The following is a 20,878-nucleotide window of genomic DNA, read 5'->3' on the forward strand; positions in this document are numbered from 1 at the left end:
ATAATCCATTATTCTTTGTTATTGCTTGGGTGATCTTTTTAGTGACACTTTACATCTCCAGTATGGTCAGTGTTGCTAGCATGCTGGGTTTTTTACTGATCACGATCGTATCTTTTTTCTTTAAAGATGCACTACTTTCAGTCGTTGCGATCGCTTTAACGATTTTTGTCTTTGTTCGCCACTACGGTAACATCGAACGGATCAAAAGTGGGACTGAAAATATGGTGCCATTTGGTCTAGGTTACAAGCACCGACAACAAAAACAAAATAAATAAAAGCGTATTTGGGGACTATAGTTACCCAGATACGCTTTTTTTGTGTGCTATAATGAAGTTGAGGTGATATTATAATGGCAGTTATGCTTGAAAATGAAAAATTACGCGTTGTGATCAATGAACACGGAGCTGAATTAGCTAGTTTGATCTCTAAAGAAAATGGATCCGAATATATGTGGAGTGGCGATAGTAAGTATTGGAAACGACACTCAGCTGTTCTTTTCCCGATCGAAGGGCGTTTAAAAGATGATACATATCAAGTCGATGGAACAAGTTATCACTTGACACAACACGGTTTTGCACGTGACATGGATTTTGAGGTCTTACATCAAGCTCCAACTGAAGTTTGTTTTGAATTACACTCTAATGAACAGACACTTGAAAAGTATCCATTTGAATTTGTTTTACAAGTTCAATATATTTTGACACAAACTAAACTTGAAGTGATCTACCGCGTGATCAATCCAAGTACTAAAGAAATGTATTTTGGCTTAGGTGCTCACCCTGCTTTTTCAACTAAACTAAAAGCAACTGATACTTACCAGGATTACGAGATCCGCCTAAGTCCAAAAGAAAGTTATCCTCGCATCCCACTGGTCGATAGTTTTATCGATCTAAAGAACATCACGACTGGCGCAGCAACCTTATCCGTTAATCATGACCTATTTAAAGATGATGCTCTCATCTATGATCTTTCACAAGAACCAAATCAGATCAGCTTAGTAAGCAAACAACACGGCCATGGCGTAACGATCACAACAACTGATGCTAAAGCAATGGGTATCTGGTCAAGTTATCCGGCAAAAGGTGATTTTGTTTGTCTTGAGCCTTGGTGGGCCTTATCTGATACTTTGGAAACTGATGGCGATTTTAAAACAAAATATGCGATCAATAAGTTAGGTGGACAACAAGTTTTTGAAGCCAACTATACGATCGATGTTTTCTAACTAAATAAAAAAGCAGCACTTCCGCTCTATATGGAAATGCTGCTTTTTGCATCATTATCGAACTATATTAGGTATAGTTTAAGTTATTGTTCAGCAAACTCTCAAAAATCTCCGAGTGAACACTTTTGAGTGTCACCGAAATATTCGGACTATAAGATGTATTGACTAAGATCCTTATCAGCCACGATCTTACCTACTTTTTCTTCAACATAAGCTTCTGTGATCGTGATCTCACCCATTTGCATGTCTGGTCCTTCAAAGAGCAAGTCTTCAAGTAATTTCTCTAAGATCGTGTGTAACCGTCGTGCCCCGATATTATCAGTTTCATGGTTTACACGATAAGCGATCTCGGCGATCTTTTCGATTGCTTCGATCGTAAATGTGACTTTGATGTTATCAGTCCCAATGATCGCAATATATTGCTTGATCAAGGCATTGTTAGGCTCAGTCAAGATCTTAACGAAATCATCTTTGCTCAAGTCTTCTAATTCAACTCTGATCGGAAAACGCCCTTGTAATTCGGCGATCAGATCACTTGGTTTACTTTGAGCAAACGCACCTGATGCGATAAACAAGATATGGTCTGTCTTAATGACACCGTACTTAGTTTTGATCTGCGAGCCTTCAACGATCGGTAAGATATCCCGTTGGACCCCTTCACGTGAAACTTCACCGGAATTTTGTTGAGATTTTGAAGTTATCTTATCGATCTCATCGATAAAGATGATCCCAGTATTTTCTGCACGCTTGATCGCTGCATTTGCTGCATCAGCAGTATTCATCATTTTTTCTGATTCTTCGCGTACAAATACTTCACGTGCTTCTTTAACTGGCATCGTTCGTGTTACCATTTTCTTCGGTGCTAGTGAACCTAACGTATCCGATAGATCTAAGCCCATTTGCCCTAACATCCCATCTGCACCTTGGAATTTTTGTGCAGGGTCTTCCATTTGGATCGTAACTTCTTCATTTTCAAGTAAGCCACGTTGGAGTTTTTCAGCTACACTGAAGCGTTCACGTTTAACATCTTCTGTTACGTTTTCGTTTTCTTCAGCCCCTTGCATCCCTGGCATGTTTGGCATTTTTCCACTTTGGAGATCGCGCATGAATTGCATGAAATTTTCTTGTTCATTTGGACGGCTTTGTTGCTTTTGAGCTGGAACTAATAATTTTACTAAGCGCTTATCTGCTTTTTGCACAGCTTGACCTCTGACCTTCTTAAAGAGCTCATCTTGTTCCATCTTATAAGCAACTTCGACTAGATCACGCACCATGGATTCAACATCGCGTCCAACATAACCCACTTCAGTAAATTTCGTTGCTTCAACTTTGATGAATGGTGCATCGACGATCTTAGCCAAACGACGTGCGATCTCAGTCTTACCCACCCCAGTAGGTCCGATCATCATGAGATTTTTAGGGGTGATCTCTTCTTGCATATCTTCAGGTAGCTGCATTCGGCGATAACGGTTACGTAAAGCGATCGAGATCGCTCTTTTAGCCTGATCTTGACCAATAACATAATTATCTAATTCAGCTACGATTTGTTTAGGTGTTTTTTCACTATGTTCCATAGAAATCTGTCACTCCTTGATTAAAGTTCTTCTACGATGATATTGTGATTGGTGAAAATATCAATGTCTCCAGCGATCGAGATCGCATTTTGGGCGATCTGAGCCGCACTTAGATCTTTGGCGTAAGCTGTCATCGCTTTAGCTGCTGCAAAGGCATAATTGCCACCAGAGCCGATCGCTAAAATATCATCATCAGGTTCGATAACTTCCCCTGATCCTGAAACTAATAGTAAGTTTTCTTTATCCATCACTATCAATAAAGCTTCAAGTTTTTGTAAAGCTTGATCACTACGCCATTCTTGTGCCAATTCAACGGCTGCTCGCTGTAAGTTACCGCTATATTGATTGAGCTTTTTTTCAAATCTATCTTCTAAATTAAAAGCATCGGCAACACTTCCAGCAAAACCAACTACAACTTTATTATCATAGATCCGCCTAACTTTACGGGCAGATCCCTTCATGATGACTTTTTCGCCCATGGTAACTTGACCATCCCCGGCCATCGCAGTATGACCATTGTGGCGCACAGCGCAGATCGTAGTTGCGTGAAATGAAACAGACATGTAAATTCCTCCTAAATTTACGCTCGTGGAAAGAACTTCCGATAATCTCGTTGTAAGTGTTCCGGCGTAACATGTGTATATATTTGTGTGGTCGATAAACTACTATGGCCTAAAAGTTCTTGAACCGCCCGTAGATCTGCCCCATTACTCAATAAATGTGTGGCAAAGGTATGCCGCAACTCATGGGGGTGGATCGTACTCGAAAGCGAACTTCGCTTAACGATCTGGTCTAAAACATAAGAGACCCCAGCAGCTGTCAAGGGATCACCATGATGGTTCACAAAAACATGATCATGTTCACGTTTGTATTTAGCCATCAATGGCTTACGTGACTTTGCTAAATAACGTTTAAGTGAAGTATAACAGTATGACCCAAAAGGCACATACCGATCCTTGCGTCCCTTTCCGTGAAGAAGCATCGTTTTTAGTTCAAAGTCGATATCTTCAAGCTTGAGCCCAGTACATTCACTGACCCGCATCCCTGTTGAATAAAGTGTTTCTAGCAAAGCATTATCACGTAAAGAAAGCTTGTCAGGACGCCTTGTTTCTTCAAATAAAAGCTCGAGTTCTTTTTCGTAAAAGAACCGTGGCAAACGCCGTGGATTTTGCTTGATCTGCACATATGCAAATGGATCTTTAGCCACATATCCATTACGCAATAAAAAGCGATAAAATGCTCGTAAACTTGAAACTTTACGGGAAATACTACTCATTTTGAGATCTTTATCGTAAAGTTCACTCATAAATACATGAACGTCAAAAGTTGTGATCTTTGCAAACGATTTAGGATGACCACTTTCAGCTAAAAACTGCTCAAATTCGGTAACATCTTCTAAATAAGCAGTGATCGTCTTAGGCGAATACTGTCGTTCGACTCGAAGATATTCTTTAAATTCTATGATCCACTTTTTTTCCATTTGCTTGCTCCTTCACCTATCTAAAGCTATTTTCTAATATTGGTCAATATTAGTCAAGCTCCTAAATATGTATATGTCTAAAAATTTTAAACTTTCTTAAGATTAGACGCTTGAGATATCTTGTAGTTTATGATCATATACATTTTAAAGCGAAAATATGTTCGTGTAAAGCGATAAGCACACTAAAAAAACTCGTACATCTCAAATGAGAAATACGAGTTTTGATCTTTACCTTTGATTAAATATCCGCCGTTGTTTTAAATTCTTCTAAAACAGCTAACGCCCGTTGCGATAGAGCTAAATTGCGTTCACGTTTCTCACGGATACGCTTTTCCAATCGTGGAATGATCCCAAAGTTTGCATTGATCGGTTGGAAATGTTTAGGACTAGCATGAGTGATATAGTGAGCCATTGCCCCCATCATCGTTTCTTCTGGGAAAATGACTGGTTCTTTACCTTGAGCGATCATGGCTGCGTTGATCCCCGCATAAAGTCCGCTAGCTGCACTTTCAACATAGCCTTCGACGCCTGTCATTTGACCTGCAAACAGTAGATCAGAACGCTTTTTAGTTTGATACGTTGCATTTAAAAATTCTGGTGAACGCAAGTAAGTATTACGATGCATCACGCCATAACGGACAAATTGAGCATTTTCCAACCCTGGGATCATTGAAAAGACCCGTTTTTGTTCCCCCCACTTGAGATGCGTCTGGAAACCAACTAGATTATATAAGTTACCAGCAGCATTGTCTTGCCGTAATTGAACGACTGCAAAGGGTTCTTTACCAGTTTTAGGATCTTCTAGACCGACTGGTTTTAAGGGACCAAAGAGCATCGTCTTTTCCCCACGCGAAGCCATCTGTTCGATCGGCATGCATCCCTCAAAGAACTTTTGATCTTCAAAATCATGTAATTCAGCCATCTCAGCATTGATCAATTCATGATAAAAATCGTAAAATTCTTTTTCTGTCATTGGACAGTTGAGATAAGCTGCTTCGCCTTTATCATAGCGTGATTTTAAATAGATCTTATCCATATCAAGGGATGATTTTTCAACGATCGGAGCAGCGGCATCATAGAAATACAGACCCTCATCGTCAGTTAGACGTTTGATCGCTTGTGCCAATGGATCAGAAGTCAATGGACCAGTTGCGATCACCGTTAATCCTTCTGGGATCTCAGTCAATTCCTCTCGGACAACTTCCACATTAGGGTGGTTTGTCAATTTTTCTGTGATCGCACTAGAGAAAGTCTCACGGTCCACGGCTAACGCTCCACCAGCAGGAACGTTATGTGTATCAGCTGCCTCCATGATGATCGAATCTAAGCGCCGCATCTCTTCTTTTAACAACCCCGCACCATTTGTTAATTGATTTGCACGCAACGAGTTAGTGCAGACCAATTCAGCAAAATTTTGTGTATGGTGGGCTGGGGTCTTTTTCTCAGGCCTCATTTCATAAAGTCGAACCTTGAGTCCACGTTTAGCGATCTGCCAAGCGGCTTCACTGCCGGCTAAACCGGCACCAATAACATTAATGCTAGTAGTTGTCATTATTTTACTCCTTAGTTATTTTTGAATGGCTTCTTCATAGTCACCATTTGGACATTTGACTTGTTGCCCTTTTTTAGTCTTTTTATAGACTAAATAGTGGTCACATTTAGGACAATTTCTACCGACCGGCTTGTCCCAAGAAACAAATTCACAGTCTGGATAGCGTGAACAGCCATAGAAAACGCGATTCTTCTTGGATTTACGTTCAACAACTTGTCCTTTGCCACAAACTGGGCATTTTACCCCGATCTGTTTGATGATCGCTTGTGTGTTACGGCAATCCGGGAAGCGACTACAAGCGTAAAATTTGCCATAACGTCCCATTTTAATGACCATTGGGGCACCACAGATCTCACAATTAAAACCAGCAGGTTCATCTTTGATCGTGACCTTAGCTAATTTTTCAGAAGCTTCTTTGACCTCATCAGAGAATGGTTGGTAAAATTCATCAATAATGGAGACCCATTCTTGTTTACCCTCTTCGATCTCATCCAACTGTCCTTCTAAATTAGCGGTAAAATCAACATTTAAGATATCAGGGAAACATTCCTGGATCATATTATCAACGATCTCACCTAATTCCGTTGGTTCGAATTTACGTGCAGCTAATTTAACGTAGTAGCGCTTTTGGATGACATTTAGTGTTGGCGCATACGTTGAAGGGCGTCCAACACCATTTTCTTCGAGCGTTTTGATCAAACTAGCTTCAGTATAACGAGCTGGTGGTAAAGTGAAGTGTTGATTAGGTTGATTTTTGACCATCAAAACTTCATCGGTTTCTTTTAGATCTGGTAAGATATTATCTTTGCGCTTGGATTCAGCATAGACCTTAGTAAAACCATCAAATTTTATTTTTGATCCATTCGCACGATAAGTCACACCATTTTGAGTCAGATCGACTCGGATCGTATCTACGATCGCCGGTGTCATCTGACTTGCCACAAATCGTGACCAGATCAAAGAATAGAGTTTCATTTGATCCTTAGTCAAATATTTCTCGATCGATTTAGGTGTCCGCATAACTGAAGAAGGTCGGATCGCTTCATGGGCGTCTTGTGCTCCTTCAGATAATTTAGTCTTACGTGGCTTTAAGGCTGCATACTCTTCACCATATTCTTCATGGATAAATGTTGATGCTTCATGCTTAGCCACACTAGAGATCCGCGTTGAGTCAGTCCGCATATATGTGATCAACCCAACAGCTCCGCCACGTCCTAAACTGATCCCTTCATAGAGTTGCTGGGCTACCATCATCGTCTTTTGCGTCTTGAATTTCAATGTGTTGTTTGCAGTCTGTTGTAAAGTCGAAGTCGTAAATGGTGGCTGTGGCATCCGTTTACGTTCTTTTTTAGTGACACTTGAAACAGTAAATGGTTTCTTAGTGTCTAACTTAGCTAAAACACTTTGGACTTCTTCGTTGTTCTTTAGCTCTGCTTTCTTACCGTCTAAGCCATAGAAACTAGCGTCGAATTTAGCTTTATCTTTTTTGAATTGAGCATCTAAAGTCCAATATTCTTCAGGTTTAAAAGCTTTGATCTCTTGTTCCCGTTGAATGATCAAGTTTAAAGCGATCGATTGCACACGACCGGCTGATAGTCCTTTTTTGATCTTAGCCCATAACAATGGTGAGATCGAATAACCCACCAAACGATCAAGTACTCGCCTAGCTTGTTGGGCGTCTACCAAATTCATATCGATCGCCCGTGGGTTTTTAAAAGCATTTTTAACAGCATCTTTAGTGATCTCATTGAATACGACACGATTTTTATCTTTTGGATCAAGCCCTAAAAGGTAAGATAAATGCCATGCGATCGCTTCTCCTTCACGATCTGGATCGGCTGCAAGATAAACGTGCGCAGCTTTTTTAGCTTCTTTTCTTAGTTCTTTTATCACATCGCCTTTACCACGGATCGAAATATAATGTGGTTCGTAGTTATTTTCAACATCGACCCCCATCTTACTTTTAGGCAAGTCACGAATATGTCCTAAACTAGCCATAACTTTATAGCGTGAGCCTAAATATTTTTCGATCGTTTTAGCCTTGGAAGGTGATTCCACGATCACTAAATTCTTTTTTACTTTGCGTTTTGTTTTCTTTTTGGTAGCAGTCCCAGTAGACCTCGGCATACCAACAACTCCCTCATACTTATAGTCTTGATTTAAAAATATCTGCTGACACGATCAATTGACCAGTCACAAAATTCGATACTCATGTTATGCTATTTAAACTAACTTTGTCAAGCAGTTTGAACATTTCTCAGCTATTGTTTACCTTACCTAAATAAATTCTTCTAAGATATCATTACTGTTCAGGACTGGTTTGGCTCCTGCTGCGATCAATTCATTACATCCCGTCGAATAAATATCGTTTATTCGTCCTGGTAATGCTAAGACATTGCGATTTTCTTGTAGTGCAAGATTGGCTGTGATCAAGCTTCCACTGTGATGTCTGGCCTCAACAACTAATACTGTCTGACACAGCCCCGCAATGATCCGATTACGCAAGGGAAAATGATATTTCAACGGGCGACTCCCCAAGGGATATTCACTAAGTAACAATCCCGTATGCGCGATCTGTGTTTGTAAAGTTCGATTACAGCTCGGGTAACTGACGTCTAGACCATTACCGATCACAGCGATCGTTTTACCGTGGTGCTTTAAAGCCAATTGATGGCTGAGACCATCCACACCTTTGGCCAATCCACTGACAAGGATAAGTTTTTGCTGGATCACGTTAGGTAATAATTGAGTCAAGGCTTGCAGTGCATACGAACTACATTGACGTGCACCGACTACACCTAAGCGTTTTTTAGAATCCAACAGTTCGATATCTCCTTGATAAAATAAAACGACCGGTGGTGAGTATATCTCCTGTAATTGTAATGGGTAGCGCTTGTCTAAAATCGTCAAAAAATGGCTGACTTTTAGATTTTGCTGGATCTTTTGCGATAATTGCTTACTTTGTAGAGCATTCCACAGATCATTTTTTTGCGTTTGACCTAATTTTAAAAGTAAAAAGAGTTCATCTTTACTAGGACAACGCTCAAACGAAAGTATATAACGAACGACCCGTAATTCATTTTTAAGATCTAGGTCACATAAATGTAGCTTCAACAAGAAAAATTCTAATTCGTTCATGAAAAACACCTCTCGCTATATAAATACGCAAAAGGTGTGGGCTTATTTGCTTAAATATTTAACAACTGGTTCAAATGTCTTGCGATGGATCGGGGTGACCCCTTTTTGAGCTAAACCAGTCAAATGTTTAGGCGTCCCGTAGCCAGCATTATTTCCCAGATCATATCCCGGATATACCGCATCATAAAATTTCATCAAGTGGTCACGATTGACTTTAGCAACGATGCTAGCAGCCGAGATCGAAGCTGATTTAGCATCGCCCTTGATCAATTTTGTCTGAGGGATGTCAGTATCGATCTGCATCGCATCGATCAAAATATGACCGGGTTTGATCGTTAGAGCTTCCAAGGCTTCTTTCATTGCGATCCGAGTTGCTTGATAAATATTTACTTCATCGATCAGATCATTTTCCGCCACTCCAACGGCTACCGCGATCGCTTGTTCTAAAATTTTGCCATAAAGTTCTTCACGTTTTTTTTCAGATAACTGCTTTGAATCATTGACTTCAACTAATTGAAAATCATGTGGTAAGATCACTGCAGCTGTGACGACTGGACCAGCCAAGGGTCCGCGCCCGACTTCATCGATCCCAGCGACATACTCAACGCCGTTACTCCATAGTTTTTTTTCTAAATGTAAGCGTTCTTTAAATTTGACTAACTTTTGCGCCTGTTTTTCTTTTTGTTTATAATACGTTTTTAAGGCAGTCTGAACGCCTTTACGTGGGTCGTTTTTCAATTCTGCTAACATTTCAGCGCTAGGCTCAGCCTTTAATAGCGCTTTGATCTGTGCGATCGTGTGTGCCAAAATAATTCCCCCAATTAATAAATTAAGAGGGGCATGCTACTGCAAGTCCCTCTCGAATATGCTCTAAACTTTAGCCGGATCTTTAGGCACGTCATCCAAAGTATAACGCCCTAACTTACCCTTGCGACAATCAAAGATCAAACGTTCACTTGCTCGCTCATAATCATCTTTAAAGCCTAATTTACGAGTTAGCTCCAATAAAACTTCAACTGTCGGCAATTCCAAAAGTTCTTCGTCGATCTTATAGCGTTCGATCAAAGCTTGTGGATTCTTTACACTGAATTCTTCGATCTCATATAAAGCAACATCATCTTTTGCATATAAAGTATCCTTGATCGCCCCCGTCAAAGCTAGTTTTTTGCCCACGATCGGATCTTCGAACTTAGGCCACAAGATCCCTGGCGTATCTAATAATTGGAGATCTTTACCAGCTTTCAACCACTGCTGAGACTTAGTGACCCCAGGGCGGTTACCCACTTGAGCAACATTTTTTTTGACCAAATGATTCAACAACGTAGATTTACCTACGTTAGGGATGCCGATGCACATGACTTTGATGCGCTGTGATAAGATCCCGCGTGCTTTTTTATTTGCTAATTTTTCAGCTAAGACTTCCTTGATTTTCTTATCGATCACTTTTAACGAACCTTGAACGCTGTTGATCGCTACAGCGGGTTGCCCCATTTTTTCGTAATATTCGATCCATTTACGTGTTTCTTTAGGATCAGCTAGATCCATTTTGGTCAGCACGATAATACTTGGCTTATCTTGTAATAGATCTTTCAACTGGGGATTACGTGATGATTCAGGTAGTCTTGCATCGACTAATTCCAAAACGACATCCACCAGTTTGAGATTTTCTTTGACTTGGCGTAAGGCTTTGGCCATGTGACCAGGGAACCATTGAATAATTGCCATGTTTTTGCATCCTTTCATAAAATTAAATCAGCTTTTGCTATTATACCATGCCTTATAGCACTTTAAAATGCCAGATAGGCCAGTAAATGATCCAAGCTCGCCCTGAGATACATGTTTCATCGACCATCCCTAAAGTGCGCGAATCTTGACTGATCCGGCGATTATCTCCCAATACGAAATATTTGCGTGCTGGGACTTTAGTAGTTGTAAAAAAATCATCCAATGTAAAATCTGAAGTCTCACCCAAATTTGGATCCGTTAAAAACTTCTCCGGGACCTTCTTTTGATTTACATAAAGCTGGTTATTTTCATATTTGATCTCATCACCAGGTAACCCGATCACCCGCTTGATATAAGTTTCACCATTAGCGAGCTTGAAAGTGATGATATCAAAGCGCTTGATCGTGCCATAATGTCGCACCAAGACTTCATCATGATCATGAAGTACTGGTAACATCGAATTGCCATTGATCTCTAGTGGTGTGACTAAAAAAAAGCGAACAAAGAGTGCTATCACAAGCGCCAATACAAAGGGACCGCTCCATTTTTTGAGTTTTTGTTTATCTACATGTACTTTCATGATGATCTCTACGTCCCTTTCTGAAAAATACACCCATATTGTAACATAATTTTTGTAAAGATAAAAAACGGGCGTCTACTTTGAGACGTCCCGTTAAAAAAGTTATTCACTTAATTTTTCGACAGCTTTTTTGTAGGCATTGTCTGATTCGGTAACTTTTTGAGCAACTTTAGTTTCAATGCTTTCAATGGTCGATTTATCGGCAGTTCCATTAACTGTTAGGCCATTATCTGTTTGATATTTTTCGATAGCTTGCTTAGTTTGTTCATTAAAGTAACCTGATTTTTCATCCAAGTCATAGCCTAAAAAGACCAGCATTTGTTGCAAATTCTTGATCTGCTTTGAATTTTGTCCTTCTTGATAGGTTTTAGCTGTATCGATCGCAGTCAAGTAGGCAACATCAGGATAATCAGCTTTGACATCTGGTTTGATCCCTTTTTTATGGATCCAAGTCCCATCTGGCGTCAACCATTTAGCGATCGTTAACTTCAATTCAGTCTTATCTTTGAATGGCAAGGTATTTTGAACTGTTCCTTTACCATATGACTTAGTTCCGATCAAAGTGACATTATTGCCCGATTGTTTGAGTGCTGCAGCAAAGATCTCCGAAGCACTAGCAGATCCACCATTGATCAAGACGATCGCCTTTTCTTTGACCTTGAAACCCTCATCTAATTCATTACTTGCCTTATAGATCGTTGGTTTGCCATCACGACCAACAACTTGCAAGATCGGTTTACCATTTTCAACAAACATTGAAGACATCGCTAAAGCTTGATCCATCAAGCCACCTGGATTATTACGTACATCAATGATAAAGGACTTAGCCCCTTTTTTGCGCAAACTTTGGACCGTTTGTTTAAATTCTTTAGCGGTATTTTCAGAAAATGAAGTTACTTGAATGTAACCTATCTGCTTATCTTCGGTAGCTAATTTGCCTTCAACGGTTTTAACTGGGATCTTAGCCCGAGTCAAAGTTTTTGTGAAAGTCGTTCCATTCCGCTTGATCGTGACTGAAACTTTAGTCCCAACTTTACCACGCATCAATGAAACTGCTTTATTCAAAGTATAATCCTTAGTCGATTTACCATCGATCTTGACGATAACATCATTTGCTTTCAAACCAGCTTTAGCAGCTGGAGTCCCTGAGATCGGTGACATGATCTTGATCTCTGAACCACTCTTTTGCACTTGGGCTCCGATACCTCCAAAACTCCCCGAGATCGAATCATTTAATTCCTGACTCTCAGTTGCATTCATATATTCAGTAAAGGGATCTCCTAAAGCCTCGACCATCCCATTTAAAGCACCATCAACAAGCTTTTGTTGGCTGACATCTTTATAATAGTTATAGTAAAGGGCATTATAGACCGTGTTGATCTTGCCCATTGCTTGATTAGCCGACTCGAGCCCCTTTACTTGACGATCCATTAGCCAAAAAATACCACCACCACTGAGCAAGGCGACACAAAATGCAACAAGCACGGTGGTCAATAAATTGTACTTTTTTTGTAAAAACACCCTTTTAAGTTTTGCTTCTTTTTGTTTCTCTTTTTCCACTTAAATTACCTCTTCCAAATATCCTTGCCAAGCTTCATCAAAAACACTCATCGAAGGTAGATAAGTCGCATTCAATTCGAGATAATGTGAGATCTCATGATAATCATCTGAATGTTTGGGAAAAGCTTGATCAAAGAACGCTGCATTGGCAAAATGACTGATCTCATCTATACCATTTGGATCACGTTTAGTCATCAAATAACGATAAAAACTTTCACGCATAAATTTACCTACCTTTAATTAGTATTATTCAATGGGAAAGCGACTTTAAATTGAAGATCATCTTGTTTGAGATCGAATTTTTCACCTTGGATCTTGATCCCTTGTTTTTTGGTCAATTGATTTAGATCAAGGGTGATCGTTGCTTTTGAGGCGTTGATCTTAGCCCACTTGCCAAGATCGTAATTATTTTTGATATAACCTAGAACAAAACTTGGTGGAGCATTCAAAGATCCGATCGCGACTGATTTAGTTTTTAACTCTAAATTCCCTGAATCGTCAAGCTGTGGAGTCGCATATAGCGTGAAAGAGACATCTTTACCTAAGATCTTTGTCGTCCCCATCAAGATCGCAGATCTATCCAAGACAAAACGATACTTGATCGCACCTTTCTTTTGGTTTTGCTGTAGATAATAATTGACAGCCGCACTTAATTGTTCTTTATTCAAAACAACATTGACATTGGCATACTGTCCTTGTTTTTGTGTTGTTTGCGTTGCGATCTGTTTTTGATCTGAGCTTGGAGTCGTTACTTGAAACCAAACAAAGACGATAAAGCCCAATACAAGCCCTAAAAGGATCGCAAACGCCCATTTCCAAGGATCGATCTGTTTTTCCATCCTATTTTTCACCTTCTAACCATGTACTTTTATGTTTTTGCATCACTTGATATAGTCTAGAAGTGATGTAGCGATAACCTTTGGCATTAGGATGAAAATGATCTTCATCAGATAAATAATCATTTTTTTCCTTATCATCGCTTAAAAGTTGCTCAAGTTTACTATCAGCAACATCATTTAGATCAGTCGTCGCATTTTCTTGAAGTGTTACCTTCGATCTACCATAATATTGACCTTCAGATAGCTGCTTATTTACATCTACAAAATAGATCTTTGCTTCATTTGCGATAGTGTCTTTGGTAACTTCATTCCACTCATCGGTATATTGTTGTATTTGAGTCAAAGTTGGAAAATACACATAAAACGGGTTGTAGACACTGATCAAAAAAATTGGTGCCGTCTTATTGTATTGTCGGACTGTCGTTAACAGGCTCTGAAGTTCAGCTGCATATTGAGATTTTGCTTTAGGCATTGCATTACTGAGTTTATTTTCAGCTAGACTATTGAAGTTTTGTTGAAGAACTTTCATCAGATCGTTGCCACCGACTGTCATCGTGATCACATCAGCTTTTTTTAGATCTGACTGGAGCTGTTTTGAATCAAGTACACGCTGTTTTATTTGATCACTACGATCGCCAGTCTTACCATAATTGTGTGTGGTCACCGTTAGAGCTTGTTTTTGTTCGAGTTTAGTCTTGATCAAGCCAACATAGCCACCATTGTCCGTGGTATCACCCACACCAAAAGTCAAAGAATCACCTAACGCGGTCAAGATCAAGGTCGGTTTATCTTTTTTGGTAGTAACTCGTTGCACTTTGGCAGTAACTTTTTTGACTGGGTCCAACTCTTGTTTCTGTGGTAATGCAAGGTGTAAAACCAAATAAAAAACAGCAGCTACTCCAATGATACAACCGATAAATGCTGCTATTTTTCCGATTGCTTTCAAAAAATATCCTCCTTTAATTGGTCTTGCCTTTATTGTAAGCTAAATGAACTTTAATTTAAATACTTATCTCATGTAAGTTGTGTTTATCAGTATGTTACAATTGTAGTTGATCAAAAAAATTTTTATCAGAAAGGTCGATCTATTTGCCTAAATATACTACCAAAAACCTGATCGCAAGTTCGATCATCACAGGGATCGCTCTACTAGGCTCTGTCTTTTTAACGATCATTACGCTTTTAGCTGGACATCCTAAAACTGCTTTCATCGTTGCGCTTTCGCTTGTCTTAGGGACAGTTAGCCTTTATCTATTGCTAAAGATCATCACTTTAGCGCTTTATAATACTAAAGCTCACCGTCCTTTAGATACGATAACGCGTAGCCTAGGAGCTTTGACGCTTATGACTCTTCTTTACCCACTTTGTTTTGGAGTGAAATTTTTTGCAGCTGGCTGGGTCGCTTTTGGGCTCGTGACTACTTGGGCAGTTTTGACTTTGATCTATGAATGTGTTTTTTATCTAAAATACTGGCAATGGGTCTATGCCATTAGCTTGGTCGTGTGTTTGGTTTGCTTAATCTTGATCGTTACGGGTAAGATATTTGAACCACTCTTCATTATCGCCATCATTTTAGGGATCCTTTCCTATTGGTGGAATAAAGCACGGCCGAAGCTACTTTGGCTTTCATGTATTACAGAAACATTGATGATCTGGACTTGGCTTTTAGGCCTAATACAATTGATCCGTTAGTGATAATTAAAACGGGGATGTCGTAACAAAACATCCCCGTTTTTTTATTTACGTTCATAGATATAGAAGGTATGTGGATAATGATTTTTTTCATCGACCACGCCTTCTTCTTGAAAGATCGCTCTAAATTTTGAATAGTCTAGCTCAGGCATGAGCGTATCACCCTTGAATTCAGAAGCGATCTTCGTCACATACAAACGCTCAACTTCTTCTTGTAAACTGTTGAACAATGACGCTCCACCGATCACAAAAATTTCTTCAGACTGTTGTGATAACCAAGACTTTAGCTCAGTTAGATCTGTAAAAACCGTCAAGCGTTCGGTAGTTTGTGCTTCTTTTTTTAGTTCTTCACTGTGAGTCAAGACGACATGCTGGCGCTTAGGCAATAATCCTGGAAAGCTGGCAAAAGTTTTACGTCCCATAACGATCGGATGACCTATAGTTCGTTTTTTAAAAAAAGCTAGATCAGCTGGCAGGTGCCAGGGTAATTTGCCCTTGTATCCGATATGATGTACCTTATCTTCAGCCCAAATAAATGAGATCATTTTTTTACCCCTTTTCTTATACAGCTACAGGAGCTTTGATAGCTCCAAAAGATTCATATCCTTCTAATTTGATATCATCCATTTCAAATGACAAAACATCTTTTTTAGCTGGATTCAACCATAACTTAGGTGCAACTTTAGGTGTACGAGTTAATTGCTCTTTAACTTGCTCGAGATGGTTAGAGTAGATATGCGCATCCCCTAAAGTATGGATAAATTCGCCTACTTCCAGTCCAGCTTCATGTGCGATCAAATGCGTCAGTAAAGCATAACTAGCAATATTGAACGGTACTCCTAAAAAGACGTCACCACTTCGTTGATAAAGCTGGCAACTCAACTTATTATCGTTGACATAAAATTGGAATAACGTATGGCACGGTGGCAAAGCACTGAAAGGTACATCTTCAGGATTCCAAGCTGAGACGATCATTCGCCTAGAATTTGGATCAGTTTTGATCGTCTCGATCACATCTTTGATCTGATCGATCGTTTCGCCTGTACGTGTTTTCCAATGACGCCATTGTGCCCCATAGACGTCACCTAAATTGCCATATTTTTCTGCAAATTCATCATCGTTAACGATCCGATCGCAAAATTGCTTCTTTTGTGTTTGATATATTTCTTTGAACGCTGGATCTTTTTGAGCTCGTAAGCCAAAATCAGTCATATCTGGTCCTGTGTAGTCATCACTTTCGATCCAATTTTTGAAGGCCCATTCATCCCAAATATGATTATTGTGTTGTAATAAATATTGAATATTGGTATCACCTTTCAAAAACCAGAGCAACTCACTTTTGATCAAGCCAAAAGGAACTTTTTTAGTCGTCAATAAAGGAAAACCTTGGCTTAGATCAAAGCGCATTTGATAACCAAATAAACTGGTCGTCCCGGTTTTAGTTCGGTCACCTTTTTGATGACCCTTTTCTAAAATATCTCGAATCAATTGTAAATACGGTTCTTCAAGTGCAGTCATTTTCTTCCTCCGATGCAATTATTTGGGATAGATCATTATATCATGTTTTTGCTAGACATATTGGCCTAATTCTTCCCACCGTGCCATCTTTTGTTCACTTTGTGCATTTAAGTCGTCGATCTCTTGTTGCAAACTGGCGAGTTTAGGGTAATCGGAACCATCTACTTCCCCCATCTGCGTCTGTAATTTTTCTAGCTTTTCATCTAACATTTCGATCTCTTGTTCTAATTTATCAAATTCAAGTTGCTCAGCATAAGTCAATTTGGTCTTTTCTTTTGGTTCAGCTGATTTGACAACTGGCTTTTCTTTAACTACTTTTTTGGCAGGTCGTTTACCTAGATCTTTTTTCAGATAATCTGTGAAAATACCATAATGTCGCATTATTTTGGCATTACCTTCAAAGATCAAAAGTGAATCGGCTACTTTATCTAAGAAATAACGGTCATGGGAGACTGTGATCACCGTTCCTTGGAATTGATCAAGATAATCTTCTAATACCGTCAATGTACCGATATCTAAATCGTTTGTTGGTTCGTCTAAGATCAAGACATTTGGCTGCATCATCAGTAGTTTCAAAAGATATAAGCGCCGTTTTTCTCCCCCTGAGAGCTTTTTGATCAGTGTGCCATGCATTGATCTTGGAAAGAGAAACTGTTCGAGCAATTGGGTCGTACTAACATGTTCACCATCTTTATTGACGATCGTTTGGGCAACATCATTTAGATAACTGATGACTCGTTTATCTTCAGGGATGTCTTCCGTTTTTTGTTGGTAATAAGCGATCTTAACAGTCTCACCTGTGACCAACTCACCACTATCTAAAGCTAGTTTTCCAGCTAAAACATTCAATAAACTTGACTTACCAGCCCCGTTGACCCCTGTGATCCCGATCCGATCACCGGCTTTTATCAACAGATCAAAGTCTTTTAAGATCGCATGCTCATCTAAGTTCAATGAAGCATGTTTTAACTCTAAAACTTTTTTACCTAAGCGTTGTTGTCCAAGGTTGATATCGACTTTGCCATCAACTTGAACTTTATTGAGATTTTCTTTTAGTTCATTAAAGCTATTGATCCGAGCTTGCTGTTTAGTCGTCCGTGCCTTAGCTCCAGTACGCATCCAAGCTAATTCTTTTTTATAGAGCTGTTGTTGCTTATGTTCAGCAGTCAATTCGCGCTCGACTCGTTTTGCTTTTTGATCGACAAAATCTTGATAGTTCCCTGTATAAAAATATAATTTACCAAATGATAGTTCAATGATCTGATTAGCGATCTGATCTAGAAAATAGCGATCGTGTGTCACTACCAAAAGTGCACCTTTATACGAAGCTAAGTAATTCTCTAACCAAGCGATCGAATCAAAATCCAAATGATTTGTCGGTTCATCTAGGATCAATAGATCTGGCTCTTGGATCAAGACCTGAGCTAAGCCGACCCGTTTGACTTGACCACCTGAAAGTGTCTTGATCTTTTGATGCCAATCGTTGATGTGTAATTGTGTCAAGATGGTCTTAATATCACTATCAGCACTCCAAGCATCTTCTTGATTCATCTTGGCTTCAGCTTCATCGTAGCGTTTTTGGAGCTTTTCGTTTTCTGGATCATTGCTGTAAGCCGTTAATGCTTGCTCATAATGTTTGATCGTCTGAAAAACTGGCGCTGCACCATCAAAAACAGCTTCCATGATCGTTTTTTCTGGATCCAATTCAGGTTGTTGCTTTAGATAACTGATCCGATAGTTATTAGGAGCGATCAATTCACCAGAATCAGCGGGATCAAGACCACTGATCGCATTCAAAAAAGTCGTTTTCCCCGAACCATTAGTTCCGATCAAGCCGATCCGATCATGTTCATTGATGATAAAACTCGCATCTTGAAACAGGGTTTTATCGCCATAGGTCTTAGTTAAATTTTCAATTCGAAGTGTTTGCATCTAATTTAATTCCTTACTTAATTTTTCAGCTTGTGCTAATAAAACTGTTTTATCGTTGGCTAGTTCACCTAACACAACTTTTTGTTCAAGCGTATTCAAGATCTTTCCTAATCCTGGTCCCGGTCTTAGGCCCAACGTTTGTAATAGATCCTTACCATTCAAAGCTAACTGCGCCTTATCTTTGATCGGTAGCGCTGTATAGGTCTGTAAAAGTTTAGCACCAGTTAAAGGTAACTGTAGGATATCTAATAGATGGCTCGCTGCTTTAGTTGCGCGCTCTTTAGCATGGTAACAGACCAAGGGATCAAGGTCAGGTGTGGCTTGATCAAGAATAGACAAGACGTTTTGAACTTCTGTGCTGATCTCATTTGAAGTTTTCCAAGCTTTGAGAAAGCTACGCACTTGTTTAGGGGAAAGCTCAAAGACATAGGCCAATAATGCCCAACATTCTAGTTCATCTGCTAGCTTTAATTGTGGCAGATCCGCAATTTTACGTAAAGCTTGCTCACGCGTAGCGAATTGAGGACAGTATTTAAATAGTTCTGTTCCTAAAAAAGCCTCTAAGCCTTGAACCACATTTTTACCTAATAGTAATTTGATCCATTCGACTTGGATCCGTTCAACTGCGATCTTTTCAAGTAAATGTGCATTGGCTTTGATCGCTTGTAAAGTTTGAGGCTCGATCTTAAAATCCAACTGACTAGCAAAGCGTACTGTTCGCATCATGCGTAAGGCATCTTCAAAGAAACGTTCAGTCGGATCGCCCACGGCACGGATCGTCTTATTTTTTAAGTCATCTAAGCCAGAAAACATGTCGATCACAGTTCCATCAGGTGCTAAAGCTAAGGCATTGATCGTTAAGTCACGTCGCTTGAGATCTTCTTTTAAAGAACGTACAAACTCGACTTTATCAGGTCGCCGAAAATCTTGATAGCCACTTTCTGTCCGAAAAGTCGTGATCTCATAGCCTTCACCATGGTCTAACACCATAACAGTTCCGTGTTCGATCCCAGTGTCAACTGTCCGCTCAAAGATCGCTTTTATCTCGGCCGGATATGCACTAGTTGCAATATCAACATCGTGGATCGGCAAGCCTAGGATCGTATCCCGGACACTTCCCCCCACAAAATAAGCTTCAAAGCCAGCAGCTCTTATCTGTTGTAACAACGGTAAAGCTACCGTAAATTCTTGAGGTATTTTTTTTACTTGCATAATCTATATCCAACCTATTCTAAATATATAGTCAGTATTATTATAGCCGTCTCAATTCAGCGTTACAATTAAAAGTATCTAACAAAAAGCATTCAACTTTCGCTGAATGCTCAGGTAATTTATTTTAATTTATGATCTGTGGTCCAATAGCTTTTTGCCCATTTAGATCACACTCAATTTATAGTAATTTCTTCTTGGGCCGATTATACGTAAAACCTTCACCTAAAGCTTCCGTCACATCTAAAACTGAGATAAAGGCTTTGGGATCATGATGCTCTGCGATCCGCTTGATAGCTGTCAATTCACTGGGACTGACGACACAGTAGATCGCTTTAAAATCTTGATTAGAAAAAGCCCCTTGTCCAGCTAAGTAACTGACGCCTCGATCAAGATCTTGAATGATCGATTTAGCGATCTCATCTGGAAAACGTGAAATAATAACAACTCCCCGTGCTGCATAGGCCCCACCTTGGATAAAGTTAACTAGTTGTGAAAAAACATACGAAGCGAGCAAGGTGTACATCATTTGGCGTAGATCTAAGTAGCTCAGTGATAACGTCAAAACGACCGCATCTAACGCAAGTAGTGTCTTTCCCATCTGGATCCCTTTTTCTTTTTCCAAGATACGAGCTACGACATCGGTCCCACCTGTGGTACCACCGAATTTATAAACGATCCCAGAGCCAACACCACCAAAGATCCCAGCTAATATCCCGGCAATAAAGAGATCATTATGAATATTTATTGGAATATAATATCTTTGCCAAAACCATATCCAAAATGATAACGCTAATGTTCCATAAACCGTATAAACTAAAGCTTTTTTTCCTAAATAGCGATAACCAATGATGATC

21 protein-coding genes are annotated in these 20,878 nt (G+C 39.6%); 3 read left to right on the forward strand and 18 right to left on the reverse strand.

Going from position 1 to position 20,878, the window contains the following annotated elements; all coding sequences use genetic code 11:
* Positions 1-275: glycerol-3-phosphate acyltransferase (locus Q9Q35_RS03045; protein WP_304652077.1), on the forward strand; the 275-nt coding region annotated here is incomplete at its 5' end.
* Between the two features lie 74 nt (positions 276-349).
* On the forward strand, positions 350-1,222 hold the full coding sequence (locus Q9Q35_RS03050) for an aldose 1-epimerase family protein (RefSeq protein WP_304652078.1): 873 nt from the start codon (positions 350-352) through the stop codon (positions 1,220-1,222).
* 149 nt (positions 1,223-1,371) lie between these two features.
* Here the strand turns inward: Q9Q35_RS03050 and hslU are convergent, their stop codons facing one another.
* The 13 genes from hslU to Q9Q35_RS03115 all read right to left on the reverse strand — a co-directional run bounded on the left by hslU (position 1,372) and on the right by Q9Q35_RS03115 (position 14,616).
* Positions 1,372-2,796 (reverse strand): ATP-dependent protease ATPase subunit HslU, encoded by a 1,425-nt coding sequence (hslU, locus tag Q9Q35_RS03055; protein ID WP_304652079.1) that lies wholly within the window; start codon positions 2,794-2,796, stop codon positions 1,372-1,374.
* Between the two features lie 20 nt (positions 2,797-2,816).
* Entirely contained in the window at positions 2,817-3,359 is a 543-nt protein-coding gene (hslV, locus tag Q9Q35_RS03060; protein WP_004047858.1) for an ATP-dependent protease subunit HslV, read from the reverse strand.
* Positions 3,360-3,376: 17 nt separating this feature from the next.
* Entirely contained in the window at positions 3,377-4,276 is a 900-nt protein-coding gene (gene xerC / locus Q9Q35_RS03065; protein ID WP_304652080.1) for a tyrosine recombinase XerC, read from the reverse strand.
* A 238-nt stretch (positions 4,277-4,514) separates the two neighbouring features.
* On the reverse strand, positions 4,515-5,828 hold the full coding sequence (gene trmFO, locus Q9Q35_RS03070) for an FADH(2)-oxidizing methylenetetrahydrofolate--tRNA-(uracil(54)-C(5))-methyltransferase TrmFO (protein ID WP_304652081.1): 1,314 nt from the start codon (positions 5,826-5,828) through the stop codon (positions 4,515-4,517).
* 15 nt (positions 5,829-5,843) lie between these two features.
* Entirely contained in the window at positions 5,844-7,955 is a 2,112-nt protein-coding gene (topA, locus tag Q9Q35_RS03075; protein ID WP_304652082.1) for a type I DNA topoisomerase, read from the reverse strand.
* A gap of 150 nt (positions 7,956-8,105) precedes the next feature.
* On the reverse strand, positions 8,106-8,966 hold the full coding sequence (gene dprA, locus Q9Q35_RS03080; RefSeq protein WP_304652083.1) for a DNA-processing protein DprA: 861 nt from the start codon (positions 8,964-8,966) through the stop codon (positions 8,106-8,108).
* Positions 8,967-9,008: 42 nt separating this feature from the next.
* Entirely contained in the window at positions 9,009-9,776 is a 768-nt protein-coding gene (locus Q9Q35_RS03085) for a ribonuclease HII (RefSeq protein WP_304652095.1), read from the reverse strand.
* A gap of 60 nt (positions 9,777-9,836) precedes the next feature.
* Positions 9,837-10,691 carry a ribosome biogenesis GTPase YlqF gene (ylqF, locus tag Q9Q35_RS03090; protein WP_304652084.1) on the reverse strand — a complete coding sequence of 285 codons (855 nt, stop codon included), beginning with the start codon at positions 10,689-10,691 and terminating at the stop codon, positions 9,837-9,839.
* Positions 10,692-10,743: 52 nt separating this feature from the next.
* Complete coding sequence (gene lepB / locus Q9Q35_RS03095; RefSeq protein WP_304652085.1) at positions 10,744-11,271, reverse strand: signal peptidase I; 528 nt, start codon at positions 11,269-11,271, stop codon at positions 10,744-10,746.
* Between the two features lie 102 nt (positions 11,272-11,373).
* The gene (locus Q9Q35_RS03100; protein WP_304652086.1) at positions 11,374-12,831 is read right to left on the reverse strand and encodes a S41 family peptidase; all 1,458 of its coding nucleotides are present in this window, start codon (positions 12,829-12,831) and stop codon (positions 11,374-11,376) included.
* Positions 12,832-13,053 carry a YozE family protein gene (locus Q9Q35_RS03105; protein ID WP_004047867.1) on the reverse strand — a complete coding sequence of 74 codons (222 nt, stop codon included), beginning with the start codon at positions 13,051-13,053 and terminating at the stop codon, positions 12,832-12,834.
* Between the two features lie 14 nt (positions 13,054-13,067).
* The gene (locus Q9Q35_RS03110; protein ID WP_304652087.1) at positions 13,068-13,670 is read right to left on the reverse strand and encodes a YpmS family protein; all 603 of its coding nucleotides are present in this window, start codon (positions 13,668-13,670) and stop codon (positions 13,068-13,070) included.
* A gap of 1 nt (position 13,671) precedes the next feature.
* Positions 13,672-14,616, reverse strand: coding sequence for an SGNH/GDSL hydrolase family protein (locus Q9Q35_RS03115; protein ID WP_304652088.1), 945 nt, complete (start codon positions 14,614-14,616; stop codon positions 13,672-13,674).
* A 143-nt stretch (positions 14,617-14,759) separates the two neighbouring features.
* On the opposite strand from Q9Q35_RS03115, the gene Q9Q35_RS03120 reads away from it, so the two are divergent.
* Entirely contained in the window at positions 14,760-15,362 is a 603-nt protein-coding gene (locus tag Q9Q35_RS03120; RefSeq protein WP_304652089.1) for a hypothetical protein, read from the forward strand.
* A 44-nt stretch (positions 15,363-15,406) separates the two neighbouring features.
* Here Q9Q35_RS03120 and Q9Q35_RS03125 read toward each other — a convergent pair whose 3' ends face one another.
* From Q9Q35_RS03125 to Q9Q35_RS03145, 5 genes are all read right to left on the reverse strand, one after another.
* Complete coding sequence (locus Q9Q35_RS03125; protein ID WP_304652090.1) at positions 15,407-15,907, reverse strand: dihydrofolate reductase; 501 nt, start codon at positions 15,905-15,907, stop codon at positions 15,407-15,409.
* 16 nt (positions 15,908-15,923) lie between these two features.
* Entirely contained in the window at positions 15,924-16,880 is a 957-nt protein-coding gene (locus Q9Q35_RS03130) for a thymidylate synthase (protein ID WP_304652091.1), read from the reverse strand.
* A 51-nt stretch (positions 16,881-16,931) separates the two neighbouring features.
* Complete coding sequence (locus Q9Q35_RS03135) at positions 16,932-18,812, reverse strand: ABC-F family ATP-binding cassette domain-containing protein (protein WP_304652092.1); 1,881 nt, start codon at positions 18,810-18,812, stop codon at positions 16,932-16,934.
* Positions 18,813-20,024, reverse strand: a complete 1,212-nt coding sequence (locus Q9Q35_RS03140) for a CCA tRNA nucleotidyltransferase (protein WP_304652093.1) — start codon at positions 20,022-20,024, stop codon at positions 18,813-18,815.
* Between the two features lie 178 nt (positions 20,025-20,202).
* A partial coding sequence (locus Q9Q35_RS03145; protein ID WP_304652094.1) for a YitT family protein occupies positions 20,203-20,878 on the reverse strand: 676 nt, incomplete at its 5' end.

Source organism: uncultured Ligilactobacillus sp. (assembly GCF_948826705.1).
Taxonomy (GTDB): Bacteria; Bacillota; Bacilli; order Lactobacillales; family Lactobacillaceae; genus Ligilactobacillus.

Coding starts and splice junctions, on each gene's coding strand:
- Q9Q35_RS03130 (WP_304652091.1), bottom strand. CDS start 16,880: ATGACTGCACTTGAAGAACCGTATTTACAATTGATTCGAGATATTTTA.
- dprA (WP_304652083.1), bottom strand. CDS start 8,966: ATGAACGAATTAGAATTTTTCTTGTTGAAGCTACATTTATGTGACCTA.
- Q9Q35_RS03105 (WP_004047867.1), bottom strand. CDS start 13,053: ATGCGTGAAAGTTTTTATCGTTATTTGATGACTAAACGTGATCCAAAT.
- trmFO (WP_304652081.1), bottom strand. CDS start 5,828: ATGACAACTACTAGCATTAATGTTATTGGTGCCGGTTTAGCCGGCAGT.
- hslV (WP_004047858.1), bottom strand. CDS start 3,359: ATGTCTGTTTCATTTCACGCAACTACGATCTGCGCTGTGCGCCACAAT.
- hslU (WP_304652079.1), bottom strand. CDS start 2,796: ATGGAACATAGTGAAAAAACACCTAAACAAATCGTAGCTGAATTAGAT.
- Q9Q35_RS03050 (WP_304652078.1), top strand. CDS start 350: ATGGCAGTTATGCTTGAAAATGAAAAATTACGCGTTGTGATCAATGAA.
- Q9Q35_RS03125 (WP_304652090.1), bottom strand. CDS start 15,907: ATGATCTCATTTATTTGGGCTGAAGATAAGGTACATCATATCGGATAC.
- lepB (WP_304652085.1), bottom strand. CDS start 11,271: ATGAAAGTACATGTAGATAAACAAAAACTCAAAAAATGGAGCGGTCCC.
- topA (WP_304652082.1), bottom strand. CDS start 7,955: ATGCCGAGGTCTACTGGGACTGCTACCAAAAAGAAAACAAAACGCAAA.
- ylqF (WP_304652084.1), bottom strand. CDS start 10,691: ATGGCAATTATTCAATGGTTCCCTGGTCACATGGCCAAAGCCTTACGC.
- Q9Q35_RS03135 (WP_304652092.1), bottom strand. CDS start 18,812: ATGCAAACACTTCGAATTGAAAATTTAACTAAGACCTATGGCGATAAA.
- Q9Q35_RS03140 (WP_304652093.1), bottom strand. CDS start 20,024: ATGCAAGTAAAAAAAATACCTCAAGAATTTACGGTAGCTTTACCGTTG.
- Q9Q35_RS03110 (WP_304652087.1), bottom strand. CDS start 13,670: ATGGAAAAACAGATCGATCCTTGGAAATGGGCGTTTGCGATCCTTTTA.
- xerC (WP_304652080.1), bottom strand. CDS start 4,276: ATGGAAAAAAAGTGGATCATAGAATTTAAAGAATATCTTCGAGTCGAA.